This window comes from Halogranum rubrum (assembly GCF_900114455.1).
In the GTDB taxonomy this organism is placed as follows: Archaea; Halobacteriota; Halobacteria; order Halobacteriales; family Haloferacaceae; genus Halogranum; species Halogranum rubrum.
In genome coordinates, this window is record NZ_FOTC01000001.1 from 1,518,068 (window position 1) to 1,539,894 (window position 21,827).

Annotated in this window: 18 protein-coding genes and 1 tRNA gene; 9 read left to right on the forward strand and 10 right to left on the reverse strand. The window is 62.2% G+C overall.

Annotated features, from left to right (window positions below; all coding sequences use genetic code 11):
* Positions 1–17: 17 nt before the first annotated feature.
* From BM083_RS07565 to BM083_RS07575, 3 genes are read right to left on the reverse strand one after another with little or no spacing between them, the layout of a single operon-like run.
* Complete coding sequence (locus BM083_RS07565; protein WP_089867843.1) at positions 18–1,331, reverse strand: YeaH/YhbH family protein; 1,314 nt, start codon at positions 1,329–1,331, stop codon at positions 18–20.
* Entirely contained in the window at positions 1,322–3,589 is a 2,268-nt protein-coding gene (locus BM083_RS07570) for a PrkA family serine protein kinase (protein ID WP_009367444.1), read from the reverse strand. The genes BM083_RS07565 and BM083_RS07570 overlap by 10 nt, the downstream gene beginning before the upstream one ends.
* Positions 3,590–5,662 (reverse strand): PrkA family serine protein kinase, encoded by a 2,073-nt coding sequence (locus BM083_RS07575; protein ID WP_089867846.1) that lies wholly within the window; start codon positions 5,660–5,662, stop codon positions 3,590–3,592.
* Between the two features lie 615 nt (positions 5,663–6,277).
* Here BM083_RS07575 and BM083_RS07580 point away from each other — a divergent pair.
* Both BM083_RS07580 and BM083_RS07585 read left to right on the forward strand, forming a co-directional pair.
* A complete protein-coding gene (locus BM083_RS07580; RefSeq protein ID WP_089868441.1) occupies positions 6,278–6,673 on the forward strand; it encodes a DUF5820 family protein in 396 nt (131 codons plus the stop codon).
* 87 nt (positions 6,674–6,760) lie between these two features.
* Entirely contained in the window at positions 6,761–7,210 is a 450-nt protein-coding gene (locus tag BM083_RS07585) for a UPF0179 family protein (RefSeq protein ID WP_089867850.1), read from the forward strand.
* A 3-nt stretch (positions 7,211–7,213) separates the two neighbouring features.
* Here the strand turns inward: BM083_RS07585 and BM083_RS07590 are convergent, their stop codons facing one another.
* On the reverse strand, positions 7,214–8,017 hold the full coding sequence (locus tag BM083_RS07590) for a M14 family metallopeptidase (RefSeq protein ID WP_089867853.1): 804 nt from the start codon (positions 8,015–8,017) through the stop codon (positions 7,214–7,216).
* Between the two features lie 84 nt (positions 8,018–8,101).
* Positions 8,102–8,593 (reverse strand): DUF309 domain-containing protein, encoded by a 492-nt coding sequence (locus BM083_RS07595; RefSeq protein ID WP_009367438.1) that lies wholly within the window; start codon positions 8,591–8,593, stop codon positions 8,102–8,104.
* Positions 8,594–8,747: 154 nt separating this feature from the next.
* Here BM083_RS07595 and BM083_RS07600 point away from each other — a divergent pair.
* Together BM083_RS07600 and BM083_RS07605 are read left to right on the forward strand one after the other, a co-directional pair.
* Positions 8,748–8,831: transfer RNA gene (locus BM083_RS07600), tRNA-Leu, on the forward strand.
* 388 nt (positions 8,832–9,219) lie between these two features.
* Positions 9,220–9,927: a DUF2270 domain-containing protein gene (locus BM083_RS07605; protein ID WP_089867857.1), complete on the forward strand. Its 708-nt coding sequence runs from the start codon at positions 9,220–9,222 to the stop codon at positions 9,925–9,927.
* Positions 9,928–10,017: 90 nt separating this feature from the next.
* Here the strand turns inward: BM083_RS07605 and BM083_RS07610 are convergent, their stop codons facing one another.
* Positions 10,018–10,290 (reverse strand): hypothetical protein, encoded by a 273-nt coding sequence (locus tag BM083_RS07610; protein WP_089867860.1) that lies wholly within the window; start codon positions 10,288–10,290, stop codon positions 10,018–10,020.
* Positions 10,291–10,803: 513 nt separating this feature from the next.
* Between BM083_RS07610 and BM083_RS07615 the strand changes: the two genes are divergently transcribed.
* The 4 genes from BM083_RS07615 (at position 10,804) to BM083_RS07630 (ending at position 13,993) form a co-directional block, all read left to right on the forward strand.
* Positions 10,804–11,607 (forward strand): inositol monophosphatase family protein, encoded by an 804-nt coding sequence (locus BM083_RS07615; protein WP_089867863.1) that lies wholly within the window; start codon positions 10,804–10,806, stop codon positions 11,605–11,607.
* A 199-nt stretch (positions 11,608–11,806) separates the two neighbouring features.
* Complete coding sequence (locus BM083_RS07620) at positions 11,807–12,256, forward strand: Lrp/AsnC family transcriptional regulator (protein WP_009367434.1); 450 nt, start codon at positions 11,807–11,809, stop codon at positions 12,254–12,256.
* Positions 12,257–12,392: 136 nt separating this feature from the next.
* Positions 12,393–13,529 (forward strand): DUF63 family protein, encoded by a 1,137-nt coding sequence (locus BM083_RS07625; protein WP_089867866.1) that lies wholly within the window; start codon positions 12,393–12,395, stop codon positions 13,527–13,529.
* 80 nt (positions 13,530–13,609) lie between these two features.
* On the forward strand, positions 13,610–13,993 hold the full coding sequence (locus BM083_RS07630; RefSeq protein ID WP_089867869.1) for a DUF7522 family protein: 384 nt from the start codon (positions 13,610–13,612) through the stop codon (positions 13,991–13,993).
* On the opposite strand, the gene BM083_RS07635 is transcribed toward BM083_RS07630, so the two are convergent.
* From BM083_RS07635 to tbsP, 3 genes are all read right to left on the reverse strand, one after another.
* On the reverse strand, positions 13,990–15,714 hold the full coding sequence (locus BM083_RS07635) for a YcaO-like family protein (RefSeq protein ID WP_089868443.1): 1,725 nt from the start codon (positions 15,712–15,714) through the stop codon (positions 13,990–13,992). The genes BM083_RS07630 and BM083_RS07635 overlap by 4 nt on opposite strands.
* A 256-nt stretch (positions 15,715–15,970) precedes the next feature.
* Positions 15,971–18,370 carry a DUF4350 domain-containing protein gene (locus BM083_RS07640; RefSeq protein ID WP_089867873.1) on the reverse strand — a complete coding sequence of 800 codons (2,400 nt, stop codon included), beginning with the start codon at positions 18,368–18,370 and terminating at the stop codon, positions 15,971–15,973.
* Between the two features lie 187 nt (positions 18,371–18,557).
* A complete protein-coding gene (gene tbsP / locus BM083_RS07645) occupies positions 18,558–19,376 on the reverse strand; it encodes a transcriptional regulator TbsP (RefSeq protein WP_009367427.1) in 819 nt (272 codons plus the stop codon).
* Positions 19,377–19,559: 183 nt separating this feature from the next.
* On the opposite strand from tbsP, the gene BM083_RS07650 reads away from it, so the two are divergent.
* Positions 19,560–19,769, forward strand: a complete 210-nt coding sequence (locus BM083_RS07650; RefSeq protein WP_089867875.1) for a hypothetical protein — start codon at positions 19,560–19,562, stop codon at positions 19,767–19,769.
* Between the two features lie 16 nt (positions 19,770–19,785).
* Here BM083_RS07650 and BM083_RS07655 read toward each other — a convergent pair whose 3' ends face one another.
* Positions 19,786–21,825 (reverse strand): hypothetical protein, encoded by a 2,040-nt coding sequence (locus tag BM083_RS07655; protein WP_089867878.1) that lies wholly within the window; start codon positions 21,823–21,825, stop codon positions 19,786–19,788.
* Positions 21,826–21,827: the final 2 nt, after the last annotated feature.

The following is a 21,827-nucleotide window of genomic DNA, read 5'->3' on the forward strand; positions in this document are numbered from 1 at the left end:
GAAGGGTCGATTGCTGTTCAGTCATCGTTGCTCTCCGTGCTGAGAATCTTGTAGATTGCGTCGACGACGTCGTCCGGCGACTTGACGTAGGCGACGACGACGTTACCGGTGTCCGAGAGCGAACTCTCGACTTCCTCGGCGTGCGTCGCGTTGATAGCGTTACCGCCGGGTTGGGTCTCGACGTAGGCGTGGAGGTTCGCCGGTATCTCCTCCATGAGCGGGATAACGTTCTCTCGCGTGTCGTTCGAGGAGTTTTCACTATCCCCTGCGGCGAAGACGTAGCGGTTCCAGTCGGCCCACGGATACTCCTCGTCGAGAATCTCCTTGGCGAGGAGGTACGCCGAGGAGATTTTGGTGCCGCCGCCGGAGCGGATGCCGAAGAACTCCTCGCGTTCGACCTGCCACGCCTCGGCGTCGTGGGCGATGTAGACGAACTCGGCGTTGTCGTACTTACCCGTCAGATACCAATCGAGCGGCGTGAACGTTCGCTCGACTAGTTCGCGCTTCTTCTCTCGCATCGACCCCGACACGTCGCGGATGTTGACCACGACGACGTTCTTCTGTTTCTCCTCGACAATCTCGGGGTGGCGGTAGCGCTCGTCTTCGCGACGGAACGGGACGTTCCGCAGGCCGTCGCGTCGGATGCGCTGCATCGTCGTCGTCTCCTCGACGTTCTCGGCCATCTCCTCGAAACTGGCCCACGTGCCACGTTCGTCGTCGGGGATATTCTCGTAGGCGTCGGCGACCCACGCGTGCGAGACGAGGATGTTCTCCTCGCGCGCCCACCGGAACACGTCGTCGGCGGTGACACCCTCCACTTTGCAGGCCTCGCGGACGTAGTCGTCGTCGAAGTCCATCGCGAGTTTTCGCTTCAACCCGGCGCGGAACAGTTTCTCGAAGTCGAGGGTGCTGTTCGGCCCCGTCCGGGTGAGTTCCGTATAGTCGCCCTCTATCTCCTCTACGACCTCCTTCCCCTTCGGTTGGAGGTCGAGACCCAACTCCTCGTCGAGTTCCTGGGCGAACTCCTCGGGGTCCATCTGGTAGTACTCGTGTTCCCCGCCCTCTTCGCCCGGGTCCCCGTCCTCTCCGTCGCCTGGTTGTGGCGGGCCGACGGGTTGGCCCACGTCGGGTGTTCCGCCCTGTCCCTGTCCGACCCCGCCCATGTCGCGGCGGTCGTAGGCGAACTCCGGAAGGTCGATAATCTTGATGGGGATGTTGATGCTGTTCGGTCCCGACCCACCGAGGTCACCGTAGCTGATGAACTCTTTGAGGTCCTCGCGGCGGTTCTCGCCGACTTCGTGGAACCGCTCTAGGTCTTCTCTCAGTCCCATCTGGACGACACCTCCTTCATCACGGCGCGACTCGTCAGTTCGGCCGACGCCTCGGTGTATCCGTGCTTCGTCATCTCCTCGATAGTCTTGCGTTTCACTGTGGCAGTCTCCGTGTTGGCCGGTGGCGAGTCCCACTGCCGCGGGTCGAAGTCCTCGAACAGGCGAGCGACGTCGTCCCAGTCGTGGCTCTCTAGTACGGCGCGAATGACCGGAATCTCCGAGAGGTCGACGTTCTGCGCAGAGAACTCCTCGTCACGGTTCTCCCACGCGTAGCGGTTCAGCGCGGTGATGACCTTCTCGCGACGGAACGCTTCGACCTCTTCGGAGGGTTCGTTGCCGACGTAGTCGGCCTTCTTGAACCGGCCGAGATGTTCGGTCTCGAACAGCTTCATCAAGAGCGCGTCGGGTTCGACGGGACCGTGTTCCGTCTCTATCTGGTCGTCGCCGGCCCACGCGTAGACGTGCTCGACGTACTCCGTGACCGTCTCCTCTTCGACGCCTTTGTCGGCGAGCACCGCGTCGAGTACGTCTCGTTCCTGCTGCGTGGCGATGTACCTTCTGACGACGGAGATACGTCCCTCGTACTCCGCCGACTCACCGCGGGAGAAGACGGGCGCGACGACGAGTCCCTCGACCATCGCGTCGAGGACGTCCTCGGGCATGATGACCTGCTCGACGGAGAGCGTCGGGTGGTGTCTGTCGCGCTCGTCGTGCAACAGGTCGGCGACGATGTCGCGCGTGTAGGTGACGGGAATGCCGTGCTTTCCGTCCGTCGTGTGCCCGAAGTCGAACTCGTCGGCTTGGCGGCGCGTGTCGCCTTCCTGCAAGTAGCCTCGGTCGAACAGGATAGCCTTGTCCACGAGGTCGATTCCCGGCGGGATATCCTCGGCATCGAGGCGCGTGACGACGCTGTAGAGCGCCGCTGCCTCGAGTACGTGCGGCGCAAGTTCGATCGACGTGACCGTCCCGTGGCCGTCTCTGACCGCAATCGTCAACGGGGCACGGATGCGCTCTGCGAGTTCCTCGTAGGCGTCGGCCTCCCACACCGGCGTCTCGTTCGTGAGTTCCCGGCGAATGAGCTCCGTCTCCAACGAGAGGTTCGTCAGATAGCGGAACTCGTGGCGGTCGAGTCGGCGCTTCAGCGCCTTCAACGGGTCGCGACCGTTCCGGTCGGCGTGCTGGTCCAACACTGCGTCGAGGTCCGGGTTCGAGATTATCAGGAGCTGGGTGTCGATGTCCATCCCGATGCTCTTGTCCAGTTTGACCCGCCGTTCGTCGGGAACGTTCAAGAGCTTCTGCAGGAGGTCGGCGTGCTGGGCGGCGTCCTCGACGATGGTGAGGAGACTGTTCCCCTGCGAGAGCACGCCGTCGTAGCTGAACGCCTGGGGGTTCTTTCGGCCCCGCGAGTCGAGTTCGCGGAGCATCCCGGGCATCCACGTGCCGACGAGTCGTTCCTTCGGCGACCCGTCGTCCTCCGAGTGGAGCACGCCGATACCGCGGCCGACGTCGACGATGTAGTTCTTCACGCGGAGATGCTTCGGGTCGGTTATCTTCGAGAACAACTCGCTCTTGCCGGCACGGCGGTACTGGTCTTCGAGGAAGGTGTACGCCTCGCGGCAGAACGGGTCGAGACTGGCGTCCGACGAGAGCGGGATGTGGTCACCCGACGTGGTGTTCAGTTCCGAGAGGAGTTTACGTCGGACCTCGAGGGGAAACACGGAGAGCGGGTTCGACTGAACCGGACTCTCGTACCAGTCGGCTTCGAGGTCGACTCCCTCGTCGGTGTAGCTCAACCCTCGCGTGTCGGAGGAGCTAGCGATGTTCCACTCGACCGTGTAGCGTCGTCCGGCGTCGGTCTTCGAGTACTCACGCAGTCCGTTGATGAGACAGCGTTTCAACTCGGATTTTCCAGTTGCTGTTGGCCCGTCGAACCAGATGATCTTCTCGCCTTTGCCGCGGTCGGCGGCGATGGTTCTGAGGTCGTCGACGAAGCCGTTGAGCACCTCGGTGTTGCCGAGGATGGCGTGTTCGCCGTCGTTGTGCGGGTCGTCGAAGAACCGGTAGCGTTCGACCGTCTCGCCCTCCTCGACGACGGTTCGCGTCCCCATGGACTCGATGGCTTCCAGTAGGTACTTGCTCGCGTGTGAGGCGATAGAGGGCCGTTCGAACGCCAGGTCGACGTACTCGGCCAGACTCATCGGTGGCTCGTAGGCCGTATCCAGCGCGCGGTCCGCCTCGGTGATGTAGTCGTGTGGCATCTAATCTTGTAGCTCGGCTTTGGCGACCTCCGCGCCAGCGAACTCGAGCACTTCGCGGGCACCTTCGCGGGAGTAGCCCTGGTCGACCAGCGCGTCGACCCACGCGTTTCGCTCGTCGTCGTCGAGTTCGTTCGCGGACACCAACGCCGAGAAGTTGATGTTGTGTTTCTTGTCTTCCCACAGTTTGCGCTCCAGTGCGCGGCGCAGACGGTCGTTGTCCTGCGGGTGGAACGAGGTCCCCTCGCGCGCGCGACGCGAGACCCAGTTCGACACTTCCTGTCGGAAGTCGTCTTTGCGGTCCTCCGGGATGTCGAGTCGCTCCTCGACCGAGCGCAGGAACTTCTCGTCGGGGTCTTGCTCGCGGCCGGTGAGTTCGTCCTCGATGGTGGCGTCGTCGATGTACGCCATCACGTGGTCCATGTACTTCTCGCCCTGTCGCTGAATCTCGTCGAGGTCGTACGCGAGTGCGTGCCGGACGTCCTCGATGGCGCGCTCCTTGTACTCCTCGCGCACGAGTTCGAGGTAGCGGTAGTAACGTTCGAGATTCTCCTCGGGGATGGAGCCGTGGTTTTCGAGGTTCTCCTCGAAGTGGTTGAACAGTGTGAGCGGACTCAGGTAGTCGCGCCCGCGGTGCGTGGAGTTCATGATGGCCTCGGCGATTTCGTCGCCGATGAAGCGCGCGGAGACGCCGTACATCCCTTCGGCGATTTCGGCCTTCTTCTCACCTTCTTCTCGTAACTTCTTCACGTCGATGTCGTCGCCGTCGTCGAGTTCGCCGTTGTAGGCTTTCGCCTTCTGGACGAGCGAGATGCGTTCGCTGTCGGGTTCCTCGATTCGGGTGAGCACGCCGAAGAGGCCCGCCATCTCCATGGCGTGCGGTTCGATGTGCATGTTCGGCACGTCGGCGTTCCGCAGCATCTTCCGGTAGATTTGGGACTCCTGTTCGTACTCCAAGATGTACGGGAAGTCGATGCGTTTCGTCCGGTCGTTGAACGCCTCCATCTTCTCGTCGCCCTTCTTGTCGCGGTACTCGGGCATGTTCGTCCGACCGACGATGACCTGGTCGATGTCGATTCGGGGGTTGTTCTTCGGCTTGATTGTCTGTTCCTGCGTCGCGTGCAGGAAGTCGTACAGGAACTCTCGCTGGAGTTTCAGCAACTCTTCACCGGAGAAGATACCCCGGTTCGCGTTACAGAACGCACCAGAGTAGTCGAACGCTCGCGGGTCGGACTCGCCGTAGATGGCGAGTTTCGAGTAGTTGACGTCGCCCGTGAGTTCGGTCTCGTCCTGATTCTTCTTGTCCTTCGGTTCGAACGTCTCGATACTCTGGCGCTTGTTCTCGCTGGCGATGAGCCGAATAATCTCGACGTGGTTCTCCAAAACTTCCTGGAGGTCGTCGTCGTAGTACGCCAGCAGTCGGTCCATGTAGAACTCCGAGGCCGGGTCGAGTGCCTGGTCGTTCCGGATGGTGTAGGGCGCGTCGAGCACTTCGTTGAGTTTCTCGATGACGCCGTCTCGCTGCTCCTGTGGGAGGAGGACGAGTGGGTCTTGGTCCATCGGCGACTGGACCACGTCGTCGGCGGGGTCTTGGTCGTGGATGATGTCGCCGAGGTTCACCCACCGGAACGTGTACATTCGACCCTCGTCGCGGAGGGTGTAGTCTTCGAAGTAACGACGGACGAGCCAATCGAAGTGGGACTTCCCGGACCCGACCGGGCCGAGGAGGAGTTTGATGCGTTTCTCCGGGCCGAGGCCGCGCGCACCGCTCTTGATCTTGTTCACGAACTCGTGGATGGCCTCGTAGATTTCACGGCCGTAGAAGACGTTCTCCCCGTCGTGCAGGGAATCTTCGGTGGCCATGTGGTACTCGACGATGCCGAGGTCGTCGTTGTACTGGGTGCCGTAGAAGTCGAACATGTCGGCGACTCGCTGGTGGGCGTTTCGCGCGATCCGTGGGTTCTCGTGCACCTCCCGCAGGTACCAGTCGAACGACTTGGCCTCCCGCAGGTCTTCTGGCATCGACTCTCTGTACTGCTGGCTGAGTTCTTCGAGGGTTTCTATCTCACCGGTCATTGTATCACTGGAATCACTGGTATCGCTATATCGCCGATTTTCTGGTGTCTCGTCTGTCCGCGGACGCACGCGCAACCGGTGGTAGCCACCGAGAGAGAAGAACGTCGAACACCACTGCACGGGTGTGCCGCCCCTTCCGGCAAGAGACGGGGAGAGCGGTCGCCGGGACCATCGGTTTTGGACTGTGCGTGAACGCCCCGTGTGTGTGCATGGACCAGCACGCTGTCGAAGGAGAGAGTAGAGCGCGTATCGACAGCGGGACGGTGTACACGGTGGGGCGGTCGTCCGGTTAGACGTGACCGAGACTAGTACGGTATGTGTCTTGGTGACGTATAACACTTCCTATAAAATGGAAGCTAGGTGTTCGAATAGATGAAATATATAAAGATAGAAATTAATTCTCAGACAGTTATCTTTGCTTGTATTAGAACCAAATTGCATCGTGTGTTGAACTATCGGACAAGAATTGTGCTGTTGTCAGAGTGTAATAGTCATAGTCGAATTGACAGTAGCACGTCTACTCACACACGGTAGTGAGAGGCGTTGATGCGCCGACGTCACAGCGAGACGAGCGCCGAGCGAACGACCTTAGAGGCTCGGGACAGAGATTCGAGTATGAGCTTCGACGCGTTGCCCGAAGGCTGGGTCGTCTGGAACGACGAACCCGAAGGACGGGCCATCGTGGCGTACCGTCCGGACGTGTTCAACACCGAGGACTTCCCCCCGCCGTGCATGCCGACCATCTTCGTCTCGAACGGGTCGCGAAGCAAACGACCGGGTGCGTCACAGATTCCGACCGACACGTGGCACATCACGCTCTTTCTCGAACCCGACATCGAGGCAGTCACCGAAACGTTCGACAGTCGGCCGGCCGCCGTCGACGGTGCTATCGCCGCCGCCGAACGGTTCGTCGACGGCGAGGTAGACTACCGCGACGTGTATCAAGTACCGCGCGAAGAGTACTTCGACAAACTCGACGAGTTGTTGGGTCGAGACGACGGACACGACTGACGAGCGACAGATTCGAGCGTCTCACGGCGTCGTCGTCCGACTCTCGCAGACGGGACCCTTTTTGAGGGCGGTGACATAGGGACGCTCATGTCCAAAGTCACGCTCATCGGGGTCCGTCTCGCCGAACCTGGTCGGGAGTTCGTCTATCAGGGCGAGTCGACCCTCTGTGAGGGCTGTCCCTATCGAAACCAATGTCTGAACCTCACCGAGGGGATGCGCTATCGCATCACCGGCGTGCGCGAGAACACGCAGACACTCGACTGTGCCGTCCACGATACAGGCGTGAAAGCCGTCGAAGTCGAACCGACGTCGGTGCCCGCCAACGTCGCCTCGAAAGGGGCGTACGCCGGGAGTAAGGCGACGCTCGAAGGACCGTGTCCGTACACCGAGTGTCCGAGTCACGAACTCTGTGTTCCGGAGGGGGCGGAGTTCGACACCGAATACCGAATCCAAGAGGTCGTCGGCGATCCACCGCACGACCACTGCTATCTCGACCGACAGCTCACGCGAGTCGAGTTAGAGCCGAAAGAGAAGTAGCCGTCAGTTCAGCGTTCCGACCGTATCCGCGGCGTATCCGAACACGTCCCGATAGCCGTACGGAGAGAGGAGAACCGGGTAGAACGACTCGTCGGCGTACAGCGGTTCGCCGTCGATTGCGGCGAACCGTTCTCCCTCCTCGACGCGGACGAAGTTCGTGGCGAACACCCCGTACTCGTCGGCAGGTCCCTTCGGAATCGGCTCTAACAGTCGAAAGACTGCGACGTCCTCACGGTCGCCGGCGTCGACGGGGTCGTCTGCCGCCAGTGCCGGAAGTGCAGAGGTCGCCGAGAGGAACGCGCGAGTGAGCCAGTAGGCGTTCTCTGCCGCTTCCTCCGAGCCTTGGAACCCACACTCGACTTCGATAGTGTGTGGATGTTCGATGAGTCGACCCTCGGTGAAGCGCTCCGTCTCGACGACGACGTCGACGGGGAGATGCGGGCAGATTGCTCGAGAGACGGCGTCGACGGTGTCGACGAGTGCGAAGGGGTCGCCGTAGGACTGCGTCGAGTGCAGCGAGAGGACGGTACAGTCGTGGAGTTCGCGCTGGAGGGCGTGCGCGAGGCGTCGTTCGTGGCTGTCGGCGTCGGGGTCACCCGGGAACGCGCGGTTCAGGTCCTCGTCGAGGTAGCGGACGCCAGCATCGAGCGCCTCCTCGTTGGCGACGATGAGTTTTACCGGACGTTCGACGTCGGGGTCTTCGGCGACCAGTCGTTCGATGGCGCGGACACCGCACGGTTCGTCGCCGTGGATAGTTCCCACCACGGCGACTTCGGGGGTGCCTTCCCCTAGTTCGTAAACTCTCATTGTCTCCGATTTCGCGTCGGTGGTAAAGTGCCTTAAGAATCTCCACGGGACTGCCAGTTGGTCGAGTACCGATGGTAAGACGGGTCAGGGGCCGTGTTCGAGTGACTCGGCGTACTCGTAGTCGACATCGTAGGCGGTCGGTTGGTGGTCGTCGAGCGATATCTTCCATCCGTGGAGGCGTTCGGGGTCGTCGATTGCGGCCGAGAGCGTCTCGCGGATGTCTTCGAGGTCGACGCCGTAGAAGTCGTCGGGGAGACCGTGGAGATACTGGAGAGCGGTGCGAAAGAGCGAGCGCATCCCCTCGTCGTTCTCGAAGTCGAAGTGTTTGTACGCACCGGCGGCGACCTGTACCATCCCGTGGAGGAAGGCGCTCTCGGCGCTCCCGCGGCCGTAGTTGTACCACTCGTCTTCGAAGCAGTCGTGGCTCTCGTGGTACGCGCCGTCGTTGAACAGACGGATACCGTGCTCCGTCGCCCGGCGGAGCGTCGCGTGTTCCCACTCCCGGTAGTCGGTGTGCCACCCCGTCGGGTTACCGAGCGGTGGAGCGACGCTCGGGTCGCGGGTGTGCTCGTCCATACGTGACCAAACCGTCTGACGCTCCTAATGGTTTCTCTCGTCGGTGATTCTGTCGCCCATCCGCACCAGGTGTGACGAACGTGCGTGCGAGTGGGTGACCAACCGCGGCAGAACCGCAGAGTAATTATAAGTCGGTTGTCTAACCGATAGGTGCGCAAAGGTAGCCAAGCCTGGAAACGGCGGCGGACTCAAGATCCGCTCTCGTAGGAGTCCGTGGGTTCAAATCCCTCCCTTTGCACTTTTCCGACGAACGAAGTGAGGAGTGAGACGTGTCGGCAGAGGATTTGAACGAAACCAGACGCGCGCAACGAAGTGAGCACGTCTGGGTGTGGTTCAAATCCCTCCCTTTGCATTCCTGTTGCGAACTACGGCGTGAGCAACAGGAATCGGACGCGGGATTTGAATCAGGGAACGAAACGAGCGTTAGCGAGTGGAGTGACTGTGGTTCAAATCCCACCCTTTGCACTGTTCCGACGAACGAAGTGAGGAGTGACACGTGTCGACGGCGGAATCACGTACTCGTCACTTCCAGTGTCGACCACCTCGGGAGTCGGAGACTCGGATCTTCTGTTCTGGGAGCCCATCACGCGAAGAGCGTTATAGCCGACGATGACGAAGTGGAGAGGATGGACTCAGACGACACATTCGACTCCGAACAACGCGAAGCACGGGAAGTAGCCGCACAGGTGGGGCGCGACCAAGAGGAGTTCGTCTCGCTCCTGCCGCACTACTACCGCGGTGAGGTCTCCCAGATGTCGACGTTGTTAGGTCGCCTCGACCTGACCACCGACTGGGCAATCGCGCTCATGGCCGCGACGCTCGCGTTGTCGTTCGGAAGCGCGCAGAGCCCGCCGTACTTCCTCTTGCTCGGTATGCTCGCACTCGTGATGTTTCTGATGTTCGACCTCCGCCGCTACCGGACCTACGACGCGACACGGTCACGCGTCCGACTGATGGAGCAGAACGTCTTCGCGAACGCGTTCGACCCGGCGGAGGCGACCCACCGAGATTGGCGCAAAGTACTCGGTAACGACCTTCGCAGGCCGACGCTGAAGGTCTCGACGCGCGAGGCGCTATCCCGGCGTCTCAAGCGGGTCTACCTCCCGCTCGTCACCGTGTTGCTCCTCGCGTGGGTGTTCCGAATTACGGTCTTCGTTCAGGGGGAAAACCCGGTCGAGACGGCGGCGATTCCCGGCGTTCCCGGGGTCGTCGTAGTCGCCTCGGTGGGCACGATGTATCTCGGAGCAGTGCTGCTGGCGTTGTGGCCGATACCGCGACAAGCGAAAGGCGAGTTTTACGGAGAGGAGGTCGGCGAGTGGAAGACAGAAGAGTAGTCACCGACCTGGGGTCGGTTCGGCGAGTCACCGCGTCGGCGTCGTACGTCTGTGTACTTGTACGACAGGACGCCTTCGCGAACGCGTTCGTTACTCTTCGCCGCCGTCGGTGAGCGGCTTTCCACCCGCCGTCATCAGAGTGTCGGCGTGTGCTTTCACGTCCGCCGGGTCCGGTCGGTGGCCGTCGCGGACCGACTCGCTGATGTGTCCGACGACGGCCGCCATGTCCGCACTCGTGCCGTTTGCCTCGACGTGGTCGAAGACTTCGCCGTAGACGGTCGACTCCCAGTGACCCCACGCGTCGTCTTCGAGTTTCGATGCAACCGCGTACTCCAGTTGACGAACCGCCGTGTCCGAGCGCATACACAGGTGTACTGGCGAGAGCCACTAAAAGGTACTCTGAGTCGAAATTGAGTTAATTATTCTCCAGACAGTCCAGAGAATGCTGAGAAACGTTCATGAGGGATGGTAGCATACTGTATGTTGCGAGTGTCGCGAGGACACACCGGACGGCCATAGTCGGGTAAGACCGGCAATGGTGAGGTGCAACAACCAAAGGCTCTGTAAAAGGAGTACAAGGATAACGCGCCGCCAGAGAACCGACGCAGCCCAGAACTGTTCCGACGAGAACAGTAGAAAGACCAAGTATCGGATGCCGTGAAAACGGTGTTCGTGAAACCGACTCGATTCGGAAACGAACCGAGGACGGACGAGTCGTAGGGGCTGTTGAAAACGTCTCTCGTCTGGGTCCAAGTCGTGATTCTCGCTTTTCACATATCTACGAGTGCGTAGTCGACGCTGTCGTCTACCGTCAACCCGTTACTCAGCCGACTCGAAACCGACGTTTATACAGTACAGACCTACAGAGTCAGCAACATGAGTGAGGACGCAGACCGGGCAACGGTCGCCGTGCGTGCCGCCGAAGCGGGCGCAGCAGTCGCAGCGGCCGCGTTTCGCCAGGGAATCGACGTCGAGACGAAGGACGGAAAGACGGACGTCGTCACCCAAGCCGACCGCGACACACAACGACGAGTCATCGAAGTCGTCGAGGAGTCGTTCGCCGACGACACCGTCGTCGGCGAGGAAGGGGAGGCCCGAAAAGAGGTTCCGGACGACGGTCCCGCGTGGGTCGTCGACCCCATCGACGGGACGAACAACTTCGTGCGGAACATCCGCGTCTGGGCGACGTCCGTCGCCGCGACTCGCGACGGCGAACCGGTTGCTTCGGCGAACGTCCTCCCTGCCTGCGGCGACGTCTACACCGCCGACGCCGACGGCGCATATCTGAACGGGACATCCGTCAGCGTGAGCGACGTCTCCGACCCCGAACGAGCAACAGTCGTCCCGACGTTCTGGTGGGACTTCGACCACCGCGAGGAGTACGCGGCGGCGACGCGGGCTATCGTCGAACGCTTCGGCGACCTTCGTCGATTCGGGTCCGCGCAGGTGACGCTCTCGATGGTCGCTTCTGGGTCGCTCGAAGGGACGATTACGAACGAACAGACCAACCCGTGGGACACTATCGCCGGCGTCCACATGATTCGACAAGCCGGCGGCACCGTCACCGACCTCCACGGGAACCGCTGGCGACACGACTCGACGGGTCTCGTCGCCTCGAACGGTGCCGTCCACGACGACGTGTTGGAGGCGGCGCGTGCCATCGAGGGGTTAGACGACTGAACGGTACCTGTCTGCACGCGTCTCGTCGCGTGCGACACAGAAGCCGTGGTGGTGTAGACGACTGAACGGCACCTGTCTGCACGCGTCCTGGCGCGCGGCACATATCTCGTCGCAAGCCTCACCGAGAGACGTGACGGACGAACTGAGAGACACTGCGGCATCCGCAAGGGCAAAGTCGCCGGTCGAACTCTCCCACGGTATGGAACTCGACGACACGGACCGGGCGATTCTCCGCATCCTCCAAGCAGACGCTCGCACCCCGTTCAGCGAAATCGCCCGCCGTATCGAGATGTCGAGTGCGACGGTCCACGACCGGGTCGGACGGATGGAAGAGGCTGGCGTCATCACGGGGTATCACGCCACTGTCGACCCGAAAGCGGTCGGCTACGGCACGTCGGCGTTGGTCGGGCTGACGGTCGAACAGGGCCACGAGGAGCAGACGCTCGAACAGCTCCGCGAACTCGACGGCGTCCAGGAAGTCCATCTCACCACCGGCGAGTGGGACGTCGTCCTCCGAATCTTCGCTCACGACACCGACCACCTCCGCGAACTGATGTTCGAACATATCGCGGCGATGGATGGCTTCTCTCGGTCGCAGACGATGGTCATCCTCGGCACCGACTACGAAGACGAGTGTCTGCCGTTGTGAGTCGAGTGTAAGTCGAGTATGAGTCGGGTGTGAGTTCGGCACGGTAGCGACGTCGTGAACACGATTCACCGACGCCGACGCGCTCGAAACGCACGAGACCGGAACCCTCAACTCCGGGCGCATCACCAGTTGCGGTATGGCTACGGTCAGCGAACGCCTCGGCGTCGACTCCGAGCGACTGTGGGGCGGGACGATTCTCGCACTCCTCGTCGCACTCGTCGGTGGCTCTCTGCTCCTCCCTCGTATCGTCTACGACAACTTCATCTGGCACTACTTCTGGGGACCGGTCGAAGCCGACGCCAACTCGGCCGTCTGTGCCGTCCGACAGGGCGGTGTGACCGAGTATCTCTCCAGTACGAGTGCGTGTGCCGCCGCGCCCGAACCGGTCGCCTATCCCGGCTACACACTGGTCTCCGAAGTCGGCTACATCGTCGTCCTGTTGCTCGCGCTCATCGGCATCGTCTTCCTGCTCCGTCGACTCGACATCGGGACGGACAGAGAGTTCTTCTTCGCACTCTTCCCGTTCATGCTGTTCGGCGGTGCCCTCCGCGTCGTCGAGGACGCCAACGACACTGGCGGTGCAGAGGCGCTCATCTCTTACCCGTGGAACACACTCGTCATCAGCCCCGTCATCTACGTCACCGTCTTCGTGATTACGCTCGGTGCCGTCGTCGTCAGCGTCGCGCTCGAACGGAACGGTACCATCGACGACTACACGAAACCGCTGTTCGGCTTCGGGGCGGCCGCACTCGCCGTCACCGTCGGCTACCTCGGCGTTCTCGCCGCGACGGGGTCCAACGGCGTCACCTTCTACCCGCAGGTCATCACGGTCATCCTCGTCGGTGCGACGCTGTCGGCGGCGGTGACGTGGTGGCTCATCGAACGGTTCGCGCCGGAGATTAACAAGGGGACGGGAACTATCGGGTTCGTCATCATCTGGGGACACGCCATCGACGGCGTCGCCAACGTCGTCGGTCTCGACTTCATGACGGCGCTCGGTGCGGGCCGAAATCTCGTGCCGAAACACCCCGTCAACAAGGCCATCGTCGACTTCACGGGGGCGACGCTCCCAGAGTCGGTGTTAGCAGTCACGGGCGACGCGTGGCCGTTCCTCCTCGTGAAGCTTCTCGCGGCGACGCTCGTCGTCTGGGTGTTCGAAGAGGAGATATTCGAGGAGAGTCCGCGCTACACCATACTGTTGCTCATCGCAATCTTGGCCGTTGGCCTCGGTCCGGGAACGCGCGACATGCTCCGCGCGACGTTCGGCGTCTGAACGCGCCCGACGTTTGCGTCTGAGCACACCCGACGCTCTCGATTGAAAGACATATATTCTACCTGGGAGTTAGCCGTCGCATGAGAGACCAAGTCGACACGCTCGTCGCAACGCTCCGAGACGAACTGGGCGCAGACCTACGGGGCGTCTTCTGGGGAAACTTCGCCGCCGAGAACTACGTCGTCGCGTACATCCAAGACGACGTGAGAGCGGAGTACGACTCCGGAACTATCGCCGACATGGTGAACATCCTCGTCGACGAACAGCTTCGAACACACGGGTTCGACGAACTCTCGCATCTGCTCGGTGAGCTCCAAGTCACCGTTCGTGCCTTCGAAGAGTCGACACAGTTGATGGCGTGGGACCCGCTCTCGGAGCGCGGCGTGTTCGTCTCCATCACGGCAGCGGAGGACGGAATTCCACCAGTGATTCGCGCTCTCCGCGAACTCGACTTCTCCGTCTAAGGGTACGGGTGGTACGGCCCGTCGAGTCGTGGTTCGAACCCCATCGACTCCGGAACTGTCCGTGCACGCTCGCCGAAGAACGAGTCACCCGTGAAAAGCGGTTGCGCCTGTGGACTCACGACGCGCATCGCCTCGAACCCCAACCGTTCGACGTCGCGTGGCGTCAGTCGGGCCGCGTACGCGTCGAGTCCGGCGTCGGTGACGCGTTCGACGACCGTCTCCAACTCTTCGACGCCGCCGATAGGCTCGACGTTCGCGCCGCCGACGGCGGCGGCGGAGAGCGTGCTGTCGACGTCGACGAACTGCCGGGCAGTCGCCGGGAAGTCGGCGTACTCGCCGATGGCACCTTCTTCGGCCGACGCCTGCTCGACACCCATGGTGCGTAGTTCCATCCAGTTCTGGAGTGCTTCGGCGAGCGCAGACCGGGCGGCCGCCGTCGCATCGAGGTTCGCGCCCGACCCCATCGCGAACTGCGGCCACTCCTCTTCGTGTCCATCGCGGTGGACGGCCACGGCGACGACCGGTACGTCGACATCCTGTGTCACGAGCAGCGGCGTCACGGTGAGGTTCTCCGCGCGTGCTCGCCCGACGAGTTCGTCGAACACCGGGTCGTCGACGGCGAGTCCGAGCGGGTCGAACGTCGAGTACCACGCCAGCATCGTCGCGTCGCGTTCCAGCACTTCGTAGAGTCCCGACAGCAGTGCCTCGACCGGCGAGTTCCCCAACCCGAGTCCGGTCGTAATTGCGGGTTTCGTGCGCGAGGACTCCGCACCCGGCGGCGGGAACTGGACGTACTCCGCGGGGAGTAACGCCTCCTCGTCGGTGGCGAGGTCCACTCCCTCGACCCACTGCGTCGGTGTCTCAGGGTCCGGAACGCTGTAGCCGTCGGGTCGGACGAACCGTCGAGGCGACACCGCGCGTGCGAGGTTCGCTTCGGGTGCAGTCGTGAACTCTCGTCCTCGGTAGACGCCCGCGCTGTACCGTTCGAGTCCCTCACCGAGCGCCTTCATGAACGCGCGGTCCCAGTCGGGGTCGACGCCCGCCGCGAACTCGGCGGCGCGCGCGTCGCTGAACACGGCGGTGTCGGCGGTCTGTGCGAGGTAGTACGGGACCGGGAACGACTCGCGTTCGCCGACCTGCCGGACGAGGCCGAGTCGGTCGTCGAGTCCCTGCTCCGCGCGGGCAAGCGAGTCGTCGACGGCGACGTCGCGGTGAGTTCGCTCGAACGCACGAGCGGGCCGCTCGCCACAGTCACAGCCCGGAACGGGGAGGAACGCTCGCTCGGTCCCGGGAACTTCGACGACGGTCCCTCCCAGAGACTCTCCCGAGAGGAGTCGAACCGCGCGCCGTCCGGCGACTGCACCCGCGAGACGGACCGCACTTCGGTCGCCGCGAGGGCGGTCGGCGGCCGCATCGAGGTTGGAGGCGACGCGCGCACGGAGACAGTGGTAACATCCAGAATCGCCGGAGAACACAGAGATTCCGGCGTCGACGTCGTCGAGGGCGTGGCCACCGAGTCCGCCGATTTCGACGGCGACCCACTGCTCGGCGTGTTCGTTCGCCGTTACGAAACTGTCGCTACCAGCAGGTGCGACGACGACCCCCAAGTCTACGTCACTGAGGTCGGTGGCCACCGTCTCCGTGACCGTCGTGTCGATGTCGGTGAACGCCGCCCGGGCCGCCGCTGCGGCCGGACCGCTCCCGACGAGACCGATGTGCATGGGCACGTGGTCGGCCGAGAGGGAGAAAAAGCGTCGGGTGTCGGCGACGGTCATCGTTCACCCACGGTCGTGCGAGTGTTTATCACCGAAGACGCGACCATCGCCGCCGTGACCTGAGGCCCACCGAAGCACGTTTCGCGGGTGTGCGACACCGCGTGCGACAGGATAGACGGACAGAATCGGTGTCGCCTGTTCGCTCCACGGACAGTGAGCGGTGTGACCGCGCCGGTTCGTCGGACCGGTCGCCGAGTCAGAGTCAGTACGACGTCGAAGTCACGAGCGTCCCGCTTGCGTCGTAGAGGAAGACCGTGTCTCCACCGTTGTTCCAGACTGCCCCACCCTTCCCCCAGTAGAGGTCCGTGTCGGTATCCGTCCCGGAGCCAGTATGGAGCGTCACCGTCGCACCAGCGTCGAGTGTGAACGACCCGAAGGTGTACGTCTTCCCGACTTCGTCTTGCACTTCCCACCCGGTCACGTCGGCAGCCGCGGTTCCCTGATTCTCGAAGACGACGTACTCGTCGTTCAGGTTGGTGTTGTCGTTGCCAGCGGCGTCTTCGTGAATCTGTGAGACGACGACGTCCGCACTGCCGCTTCCGCCATCCCCGGTGCTTCCGTCGTAGGCGTCAAAGAGAGGGAACGACGTGTCGAAGTCCGTCGTGGTGATGACTTGAGCGTCGCCGTCGACGTTGTTCGTGTCGTCAGTGAGAGAGTCGGCGTTCACGCGAAGGTCGGTACCGACCGCCGCAGCGACGTCGTTGAGGTTCGTGCGTGCGTCCGTCGAGGCCCAGCCGCTTCCGACGAGGACGACTGCACCACCGTCGGCGGCGAACGAGGCGACGGCGTCGCGTTCGCCCTGCGTGTAGGCGTCGGCTGGCGAGGTGATGACGAGCGCACGAACACCGTCGAGGTTGCTCGCGGTGATGTCGTTGACACCTTCGAGGCCGATGTCCTGCCCTTCGAGATAGCGCATGTAGTACGCGGTGTCCTCGACCGAGAGGCCGAAGTCGCTACTGAACTGGCCGTGGCCGCCGTCGACGAGGACGTCACCCGCGTTCGACGAGAGGGAGTCAGCGAGGTTCGTCAAGAAGACGAAGTTCTCGTAGGTCGAGGTGTCGACGGCGTAGCCTTCGGCCGACTCGTAGCTCTCGTCGACGAGTTCCGCCCCGACGACAGCCGTCCGAGCGGATTCATCGACACCGACGAGCGGGATATCTGCGTACGAGACGCCGCCGTCGAGCGTTTGGTTCGTCGTCGACGCGGCGGTAACGGGGACGCGACTCGGGTCGATTGCTCCTCCCGTCGTCCGAACGCTCGCCGCACGGGGGAAGAACAAGTCGTCGACGGCGCGGTTCCGAATCGACGTAGAGTTGTCGGGGTCGCTCTGCGCCCAGAGACCGACGCCGTTCGTCCGGGCCGTCTCTTCGGCAGCACGGAACGAATCGTGCTTCGCGAACCCGGAGTCGTAGACGCGAGCGTGTCCCGTCCGTACCGCCTCCTCGTTGTAGAGCGTATCACGACTGCCGCTTCCCGCATCGTAGTAGATGTACCCGAGAACACGGCCGTACGCGTCGCGAATCGGCTCCTCGGAGTCGAACGTGACATCGACCGTCTTTCCGCTGAGTTCGTCTTTGCCGAACGTCGTCGCGTTCGACCCCCACGTCTGCAGGTAACTCAGGTCTTCGATGCCCTCCCACTCCTCGACGCGCTCTGCCCCACTATTCGTGGCTTTCTCCGGCGTGTCGATACCGAGGATACGGATGTTCTCGACGGTGCCGTCGAGGGGGACCTTCACCGTGTCGCCGTCGAGGACCTCTTGCACTTGTCCCGTGTACGTCTTCGACGGGTCGAGTTCGAGTCCCGCGCGGTCGGTGAAGTAGTCGAAGGCAGTGTTGAACTCGTCAGTGACGGGTTTGTAGTCGCCACCGGCGTTCGAGGTAGTGTCCACCACCTCGTCGTCGTTGAACCGAAACGAGAGACCGAGTTCGCTCGGGACGTCGTTGAGGTTGGCCGTCTCGTCGTAGTTGGAGTAGTCCGACTGGTCGTGGAGGAACAGCGTCCCACCGCCGGCGACGAAGTCTGCGAGTTCGTCTAGCTCGGCAGTGGTGAACGACGACCCTGGCGACGTGACGACGACGGCGTCGGCCGTCGAGAGGTCCGCCGAGAGGTTCGTGGTCGCCTGTACGTCGTAGCCGTTGTTCTCGGCGTAGGTGTGGAACTCCGAGACGGTCGAGAGTGTGTAGTACTGGCCGTGACTCTCGTCCCACAGAACCGTTCCGCTTCCAACTTCGGCGTCCCACACGTTCAGGAGGAACTCTTCGGATCCGTACTGCCAGTCCATCCCACCCTCGACGAGTATGGAGCCGAGACCGACGACACCGTCTTCGCTGGCGACGAGTGGAATCGGAACCGAGTCGCCGTAGAGCGTCGCGTCACCGGCCCCGTCGCTGTCTGCGTTGGTCGCCGTGTCCTCTGCCCAGACGGCGATAACGGACGAGTCAGTCAACTCACCGCCAGTCTCACCGACGAGACTCGACGTCGAGTCGAACACGAGTGAGTCGAGTTGCCCGGATGCCGCCGTGACACGCTCCGCTGCACGCGTCGAGAGTCCGGTTGCCGATGCCGCCGCGAGTGCGCCGATGAATGTCCGTCGTTGCACACTCTCTTCGCAGTATCACGTGGTTAAATTTCTATTGGCTATTGAATATATTAGAAGAAGTGTGTGAAAATATATCTCCCGAAAGTTGCCGAGGGGTCGATGTCTGGCGGAGGAGAGAACAAATCGAGAAGACCGCGACGGACGCGTCGCTCGACAGGAGAAAAAGCGAGAAATCGTGTCAGTTCGCTCAGTTCAGGAGGCTCTGAGCGACACCGGCGAGTTGGTCGGTGCTGGCACCGCGCAGGCGGTCGTCGCCGAGTTTGAGACGGAGGCGTGGACGGCCGACGTCGATGGGAACCTTCTCGGTGTCGATGAGGCCCATATCTTCGAGTTTCGTCTTCGTCCGCGAGAAGGTAGCCTTGCTCGCGATGCCGACGTCTTCGCCCCACTTCGAGATGTCGTAGAGGAGCACGTCGTTCTTCGCGGCGACGAGGAGACTGATGGTGACCTCGTCGAGGCCGTTACCGTCACCGCGGGCCGTCTCCAGCGAGGCGAGCACGTTGTTGAAGTCCGTCTCGGTCTCGTCGCCGATCTCCGAGCGGAGTGTGTCGCGAACACGTGAGATAGCCGGCGTGCGGAGTTTGAAGTCTGGTGCCGACTCGAAGAGGGCACCGTACGTCTCGGATGCGCTGTCGACGAACGATCCGTCGTCCGTCGTCAGGGCGGCGACGTGGTCGCCAGCGCTGACGAGCGCCATCACGGCGTCGGCGGTGATGAGCAGTGCGTTGTCGGCGCTCTCTTCGCTCGTCCGCATCGTGAGGACACCGGCGTCGATGAGGTCTGCAGCGTTGCTGGCGACGATGAAGTCGTCCATGACATCTTTCAGTACGCCCTCGTCGGCGACCAGTCGAATCGTCGGGAGGTCGTCGTCGAACTCTGTTGCAACGTCGACGAGTTCTTCGATCGTGTCAGCCGAGGGGTCGACGATGAGGAGATCGTCGTCTGCGTCGGAGAGGACAGTCCTGATGATATCCTCGATTTGGTGTTCTAGTAAATTCGAGCTCATTGTTCTACGGTCATAATAGCACTTGAGATATTTAATATTACCGCAAGAGAGTTGGAGGAAGCCCGAGAGCTAGGCGCTTATACGAGCAAAAACGTGCGATAGAAGACTGTTATTTTTCGATATATTATTGAATCCGTTCATGTTGGGCAACAATTATATCTGACTGGTGCTCAGCGGTAACGTATGCCACAGATAGAGGTGAGCTCTCGACCAGTGTTTGCATCCATCGTTCCGTTCGTCGCTCGGCATCCTCGACTCGTCCTCACGATCGTACTCCTCGTACTAGCTATCGCAGTACAAGGGACTGTGAGTGCCGAGACGACCACGCCCCTGGAACTCGGCGACCCGACGGTCGAACCGAACTCGGGTCACGATTCGGGAACGGGTCCATGAGACGTGAGTCCGACACTCACTCGTCGGAGGAGAGGACCAACTCTTTCGACCAGTGAATGTCGCCATCGTAGACGACCGGTGCGTTGGCGAGGTTCAGAAACTCAACGAGTGTGTCCCGGTCGAGTCGGTGAGACGTCGCCTGACCGATGAGATGTGACTGCTCGGTATCCGGGAGGCGTGGTTGAAAGTAACCGCCGTGTGCGGAGGGCGAGAACACCTCGTACTGCAAGTCGAACGCCCCATCGGGACGGTGAGAGAGTGCTGCCTCTGCCGGAACGTAGTTCTCGCCCTGTGCGAGCGTGTGTGTTCCGTCGCCGACGACGGCGTAGTCTTTCCCCGTCATGATTCGCCGCCGTGCGAGGCGAAGCGCCCGCTCGATGCAGAACCCGTTCATCAAGAGTCGAACGAACACCGTCCCGACACGAACGGCCTGACTGTCGAGGACTTTGTTGAACGTCACCGCGCCAGCGACGCTCCCCTTTTTGACGAGTTCGACACCTTCGTGGAACGACCCACACGCGTTGAGGAAGAACGACTGGGCGTGTGACTCGTCGAGGCTCGATATCGAGAGATGTCCGTCTCGACACCGAAGTCCAGACTCCTCACAGTGGCCGATGTAGTGAACGAGGTCGGACGGGGTCTCGAACACCTCGGCGAGTTCGTCGGTCGAGAGATGCTCACGAACGGTGATGTCGAGGTCCAACTCGGTCGCCCGTTCACGGTAGATGCGTGCGGCCTCGGCGTGTTCCTGGGCCATCTCGTTGTCGTTGAGCACCGCGACGACTGACATCGACTCGGACACCTGTTGGTGATACTTGAGTCGGTTCGTGTACGCGCCGGGAACCGCTTTGAACACGTCGATGGGGACACCGGGGGCGAGCCAACCGTGAACTCGTCCGGGGCCGAGGTCGGGGTCGACGAGGTCGACCGAGACACTCGCCTCCCGCTGGCGGTAGAAGTCGTCGAGCGAGCGTGTCAGTCGTTCGCTCCCCGAGAGCGGTTCAGACGACGGGAGAAACACGTTCGGGAGTGTCCGCAACAGAGACGGCAGCGTCTCGACGTGGTCGAGAGTCGGGTCGACGTACATCGAGAGATGCCACTGCGGAAGTTCGTCGGAGACTCGCTCGAACGGCGTCTCGATGTACGCGTCGAGTCGGGCGGCGAGAGAGCGGTCGTACAGGCGGTCGGCGTTCAATCCGAGCGTGTCCAGATGCCGCATCTCTTCGAGGTCGGTCCCGTGCGGTCCGGCGTTTCGAACCAGACAGTCGAGCATGAACACTCGCCGAAGGAGCGCCGCACACTCTCGGGGAAACTCCGGGAGCGGTGGGAGTTCCCACGTCTGGTCGGGCGTGCGAAGCGTCGGCGTCACGTTCGACTCGGTTCGGACCGTCGCTCCGAGATAGTGTGCCAACGACGACGCCGGAAAGAGATAGTCGAAACGTGGTGGAACCGTCAGCGTCACGTCGACGGCCTCCCGTTGCTCGACGACGGCGTCGGGAACGTCGAGTTCGTCGCCGAGTTCGATAAGTGGTGGGTGCCCGTGCATCGTCGGGAACGAGCGGTCGGGAGTCGTCGTCCGGTAGCCAGCAGAGAGCAACGAGAGGGCGGTCGCTAGACCGTCGGTCGTTTTGGGGACGGTTATCGTCTCGGGGGGTGACTCTACGCGACTGCGGAATCCGAGCGTCACCTCCGTTATGTCGTCAAACGAGAGCACTGCCTGTTCGTACCCCGGCTTTTCGAGTCGTGCGGCCCCATCGAAGCGCACGTAGGCTAGGATGCCGCTTTCGACGCGAACGAGGTACTGTGCGGATGGGAGGTCGACGGGTCCGACATCGCTCCCGAGTTCGAACTGGGTGTCGGTGTCGAGTTGTTCGACGACGACGAGTACCGGCGGAAAGCGAAGTTCTGACGCCGTCCCCGTGAGCGTTGCGTCGACGGGCCGAGAGAGCGACCGCTGTTTGTCGTGTGGCGTCCAATCGGTCACGTCCACCTGCATGGAGGTTTTGGCGGAATCGACAGCGCGTACCCCCGTCTCGGTCGAATCCACCTCTATCATGC

What these genes read in the sequence shown, in the direction of transcription:
- BM083_RS07565 (WP_089867843.1), bottom strand. Translation starts at nt 1,331, where the DNA reads ATGGGACTGAGAGAAGACCTAGAGCGGTTCCACGAAGTCGGCGAGAAC.
- BM083_RS07630 (WP_089867869.1), top strand. Translation starts at nt 13,610, where the DNA reads ATGAGAGACCAAGTCGACACGCTCGTCGCAACGCTCCGAGACGAACTG.
- BM083_RS07625 (WP_089867866.1), top strand. Translation starts at nt 12,393, where the DNA reads ATGGCTACGGTCAGCGAACGCCTCGGCGTCGACTCCGAGCGACTGTGG.
- BM083_RS07595 (WP_009367438.1), bottom strand. Translation starts at nt 8,593, where the DNA reads ATGGACGAGCACACCCGCGACCCGAGCGTCGCTCCACCGCTCGGTAAC.
- BM083_RS07590 (WP_089867853.1), bottom strand. Translation starts at nt 8,017, where the DNA reads ATGAGAGTTTACGAACTAGGGGAAGGCACCCCCGAAGTCGCCGTGGTG.
- BM083_RS07575 (WP_089867846.1), bottom strand. Translation starts at nt 5,662, where the DNA reads ATGACCGGTGAGATAGAAACCCTCGAAGAACTCAGCCAGCAGTACAGA.
- BM083_RS07615 (WP_089867863.1), top strand. Translation starts at nt 10,804, where the DNA reads ATGAGTGAGGACGCAGACCGGGCAACGGTCGCCGTGCGTGCCGCCGAA.
- BM083_RS07570 (WP_009367444.1), bottom strand. Translation starts at nt 3,589, where the DNA reads ATGCCACACGACTACATCACCGAGGCGGACCGCGCGCTGGATACGGCC.
- BM083_RS07650 (WP_089867875.1), top strand. Translation starts at nt 19,560, where the DNA reads ATGCCACAGATAGAGGTGAGCTCTCGACCAGTGTTTGCATCCATCGTT.
- BM083_RS07655 (WP_089867878.1), bottom strand. Translation starts at nt 21,825, where the DNA reads ATGATAGAGGTGGATTCGACCGAGACGGGGGTACGCGCTGTCGATTCC.
- BM083_RS07620 (WP_009367434.1), top strand. Translation starts at nt 11,807, where the DNA reads ATGGAACTCGACGACACGGACCGGGCGATTCTCCGCATCCTCCAAGCA.
- BM083_RS07610 (WP_089867860.1), bottom strand. Translation starts at nt 10,290, where the DNA reads ATGCGCTCGGACACGGCGGTTCGTCAACTGGAGTACGCGGTTGCATCG.
- BM083_RS07585 (WP_089867850.1), top strand. Translation starts at nt 6,761, where the DNA reads ATGTCCAAAGTCACGCTCATCGGGGTCCGTCTCGCCGAACCTGGTCGG.
- BM083_RS07605 (WP_089867857.1), top strand. Translation starts at nt 9,220, where the DNA reads ATGGACTCAGACGACACATTCGACTCCGAACAACGCGAAGCACGGGAA.
- BM083_RS07580 (WP_089868441.1), top strand. Translation starts at nt 6,278, where the DNA reads ATGAGCTTCGACGCGTTGCCCGAAGGCTGGGTCGTCTGGAACGACGAA.
- BM083_RS07635 (WP_089868443.1), bottom strand. Translation starts at nt 15,714, where the DNA reads ATGCACATCGGTCTCGTCGGGAGCGGTCCGGCCGCAGCGGCGGCCCGG.
- tbsP (WP_009367427.1), bottom strand. Translation starts at nt 19,376, where the DNA reads ATGAGCTCGAATTTACTAGAACACCAAATCGAGGATATCATCAGGACT.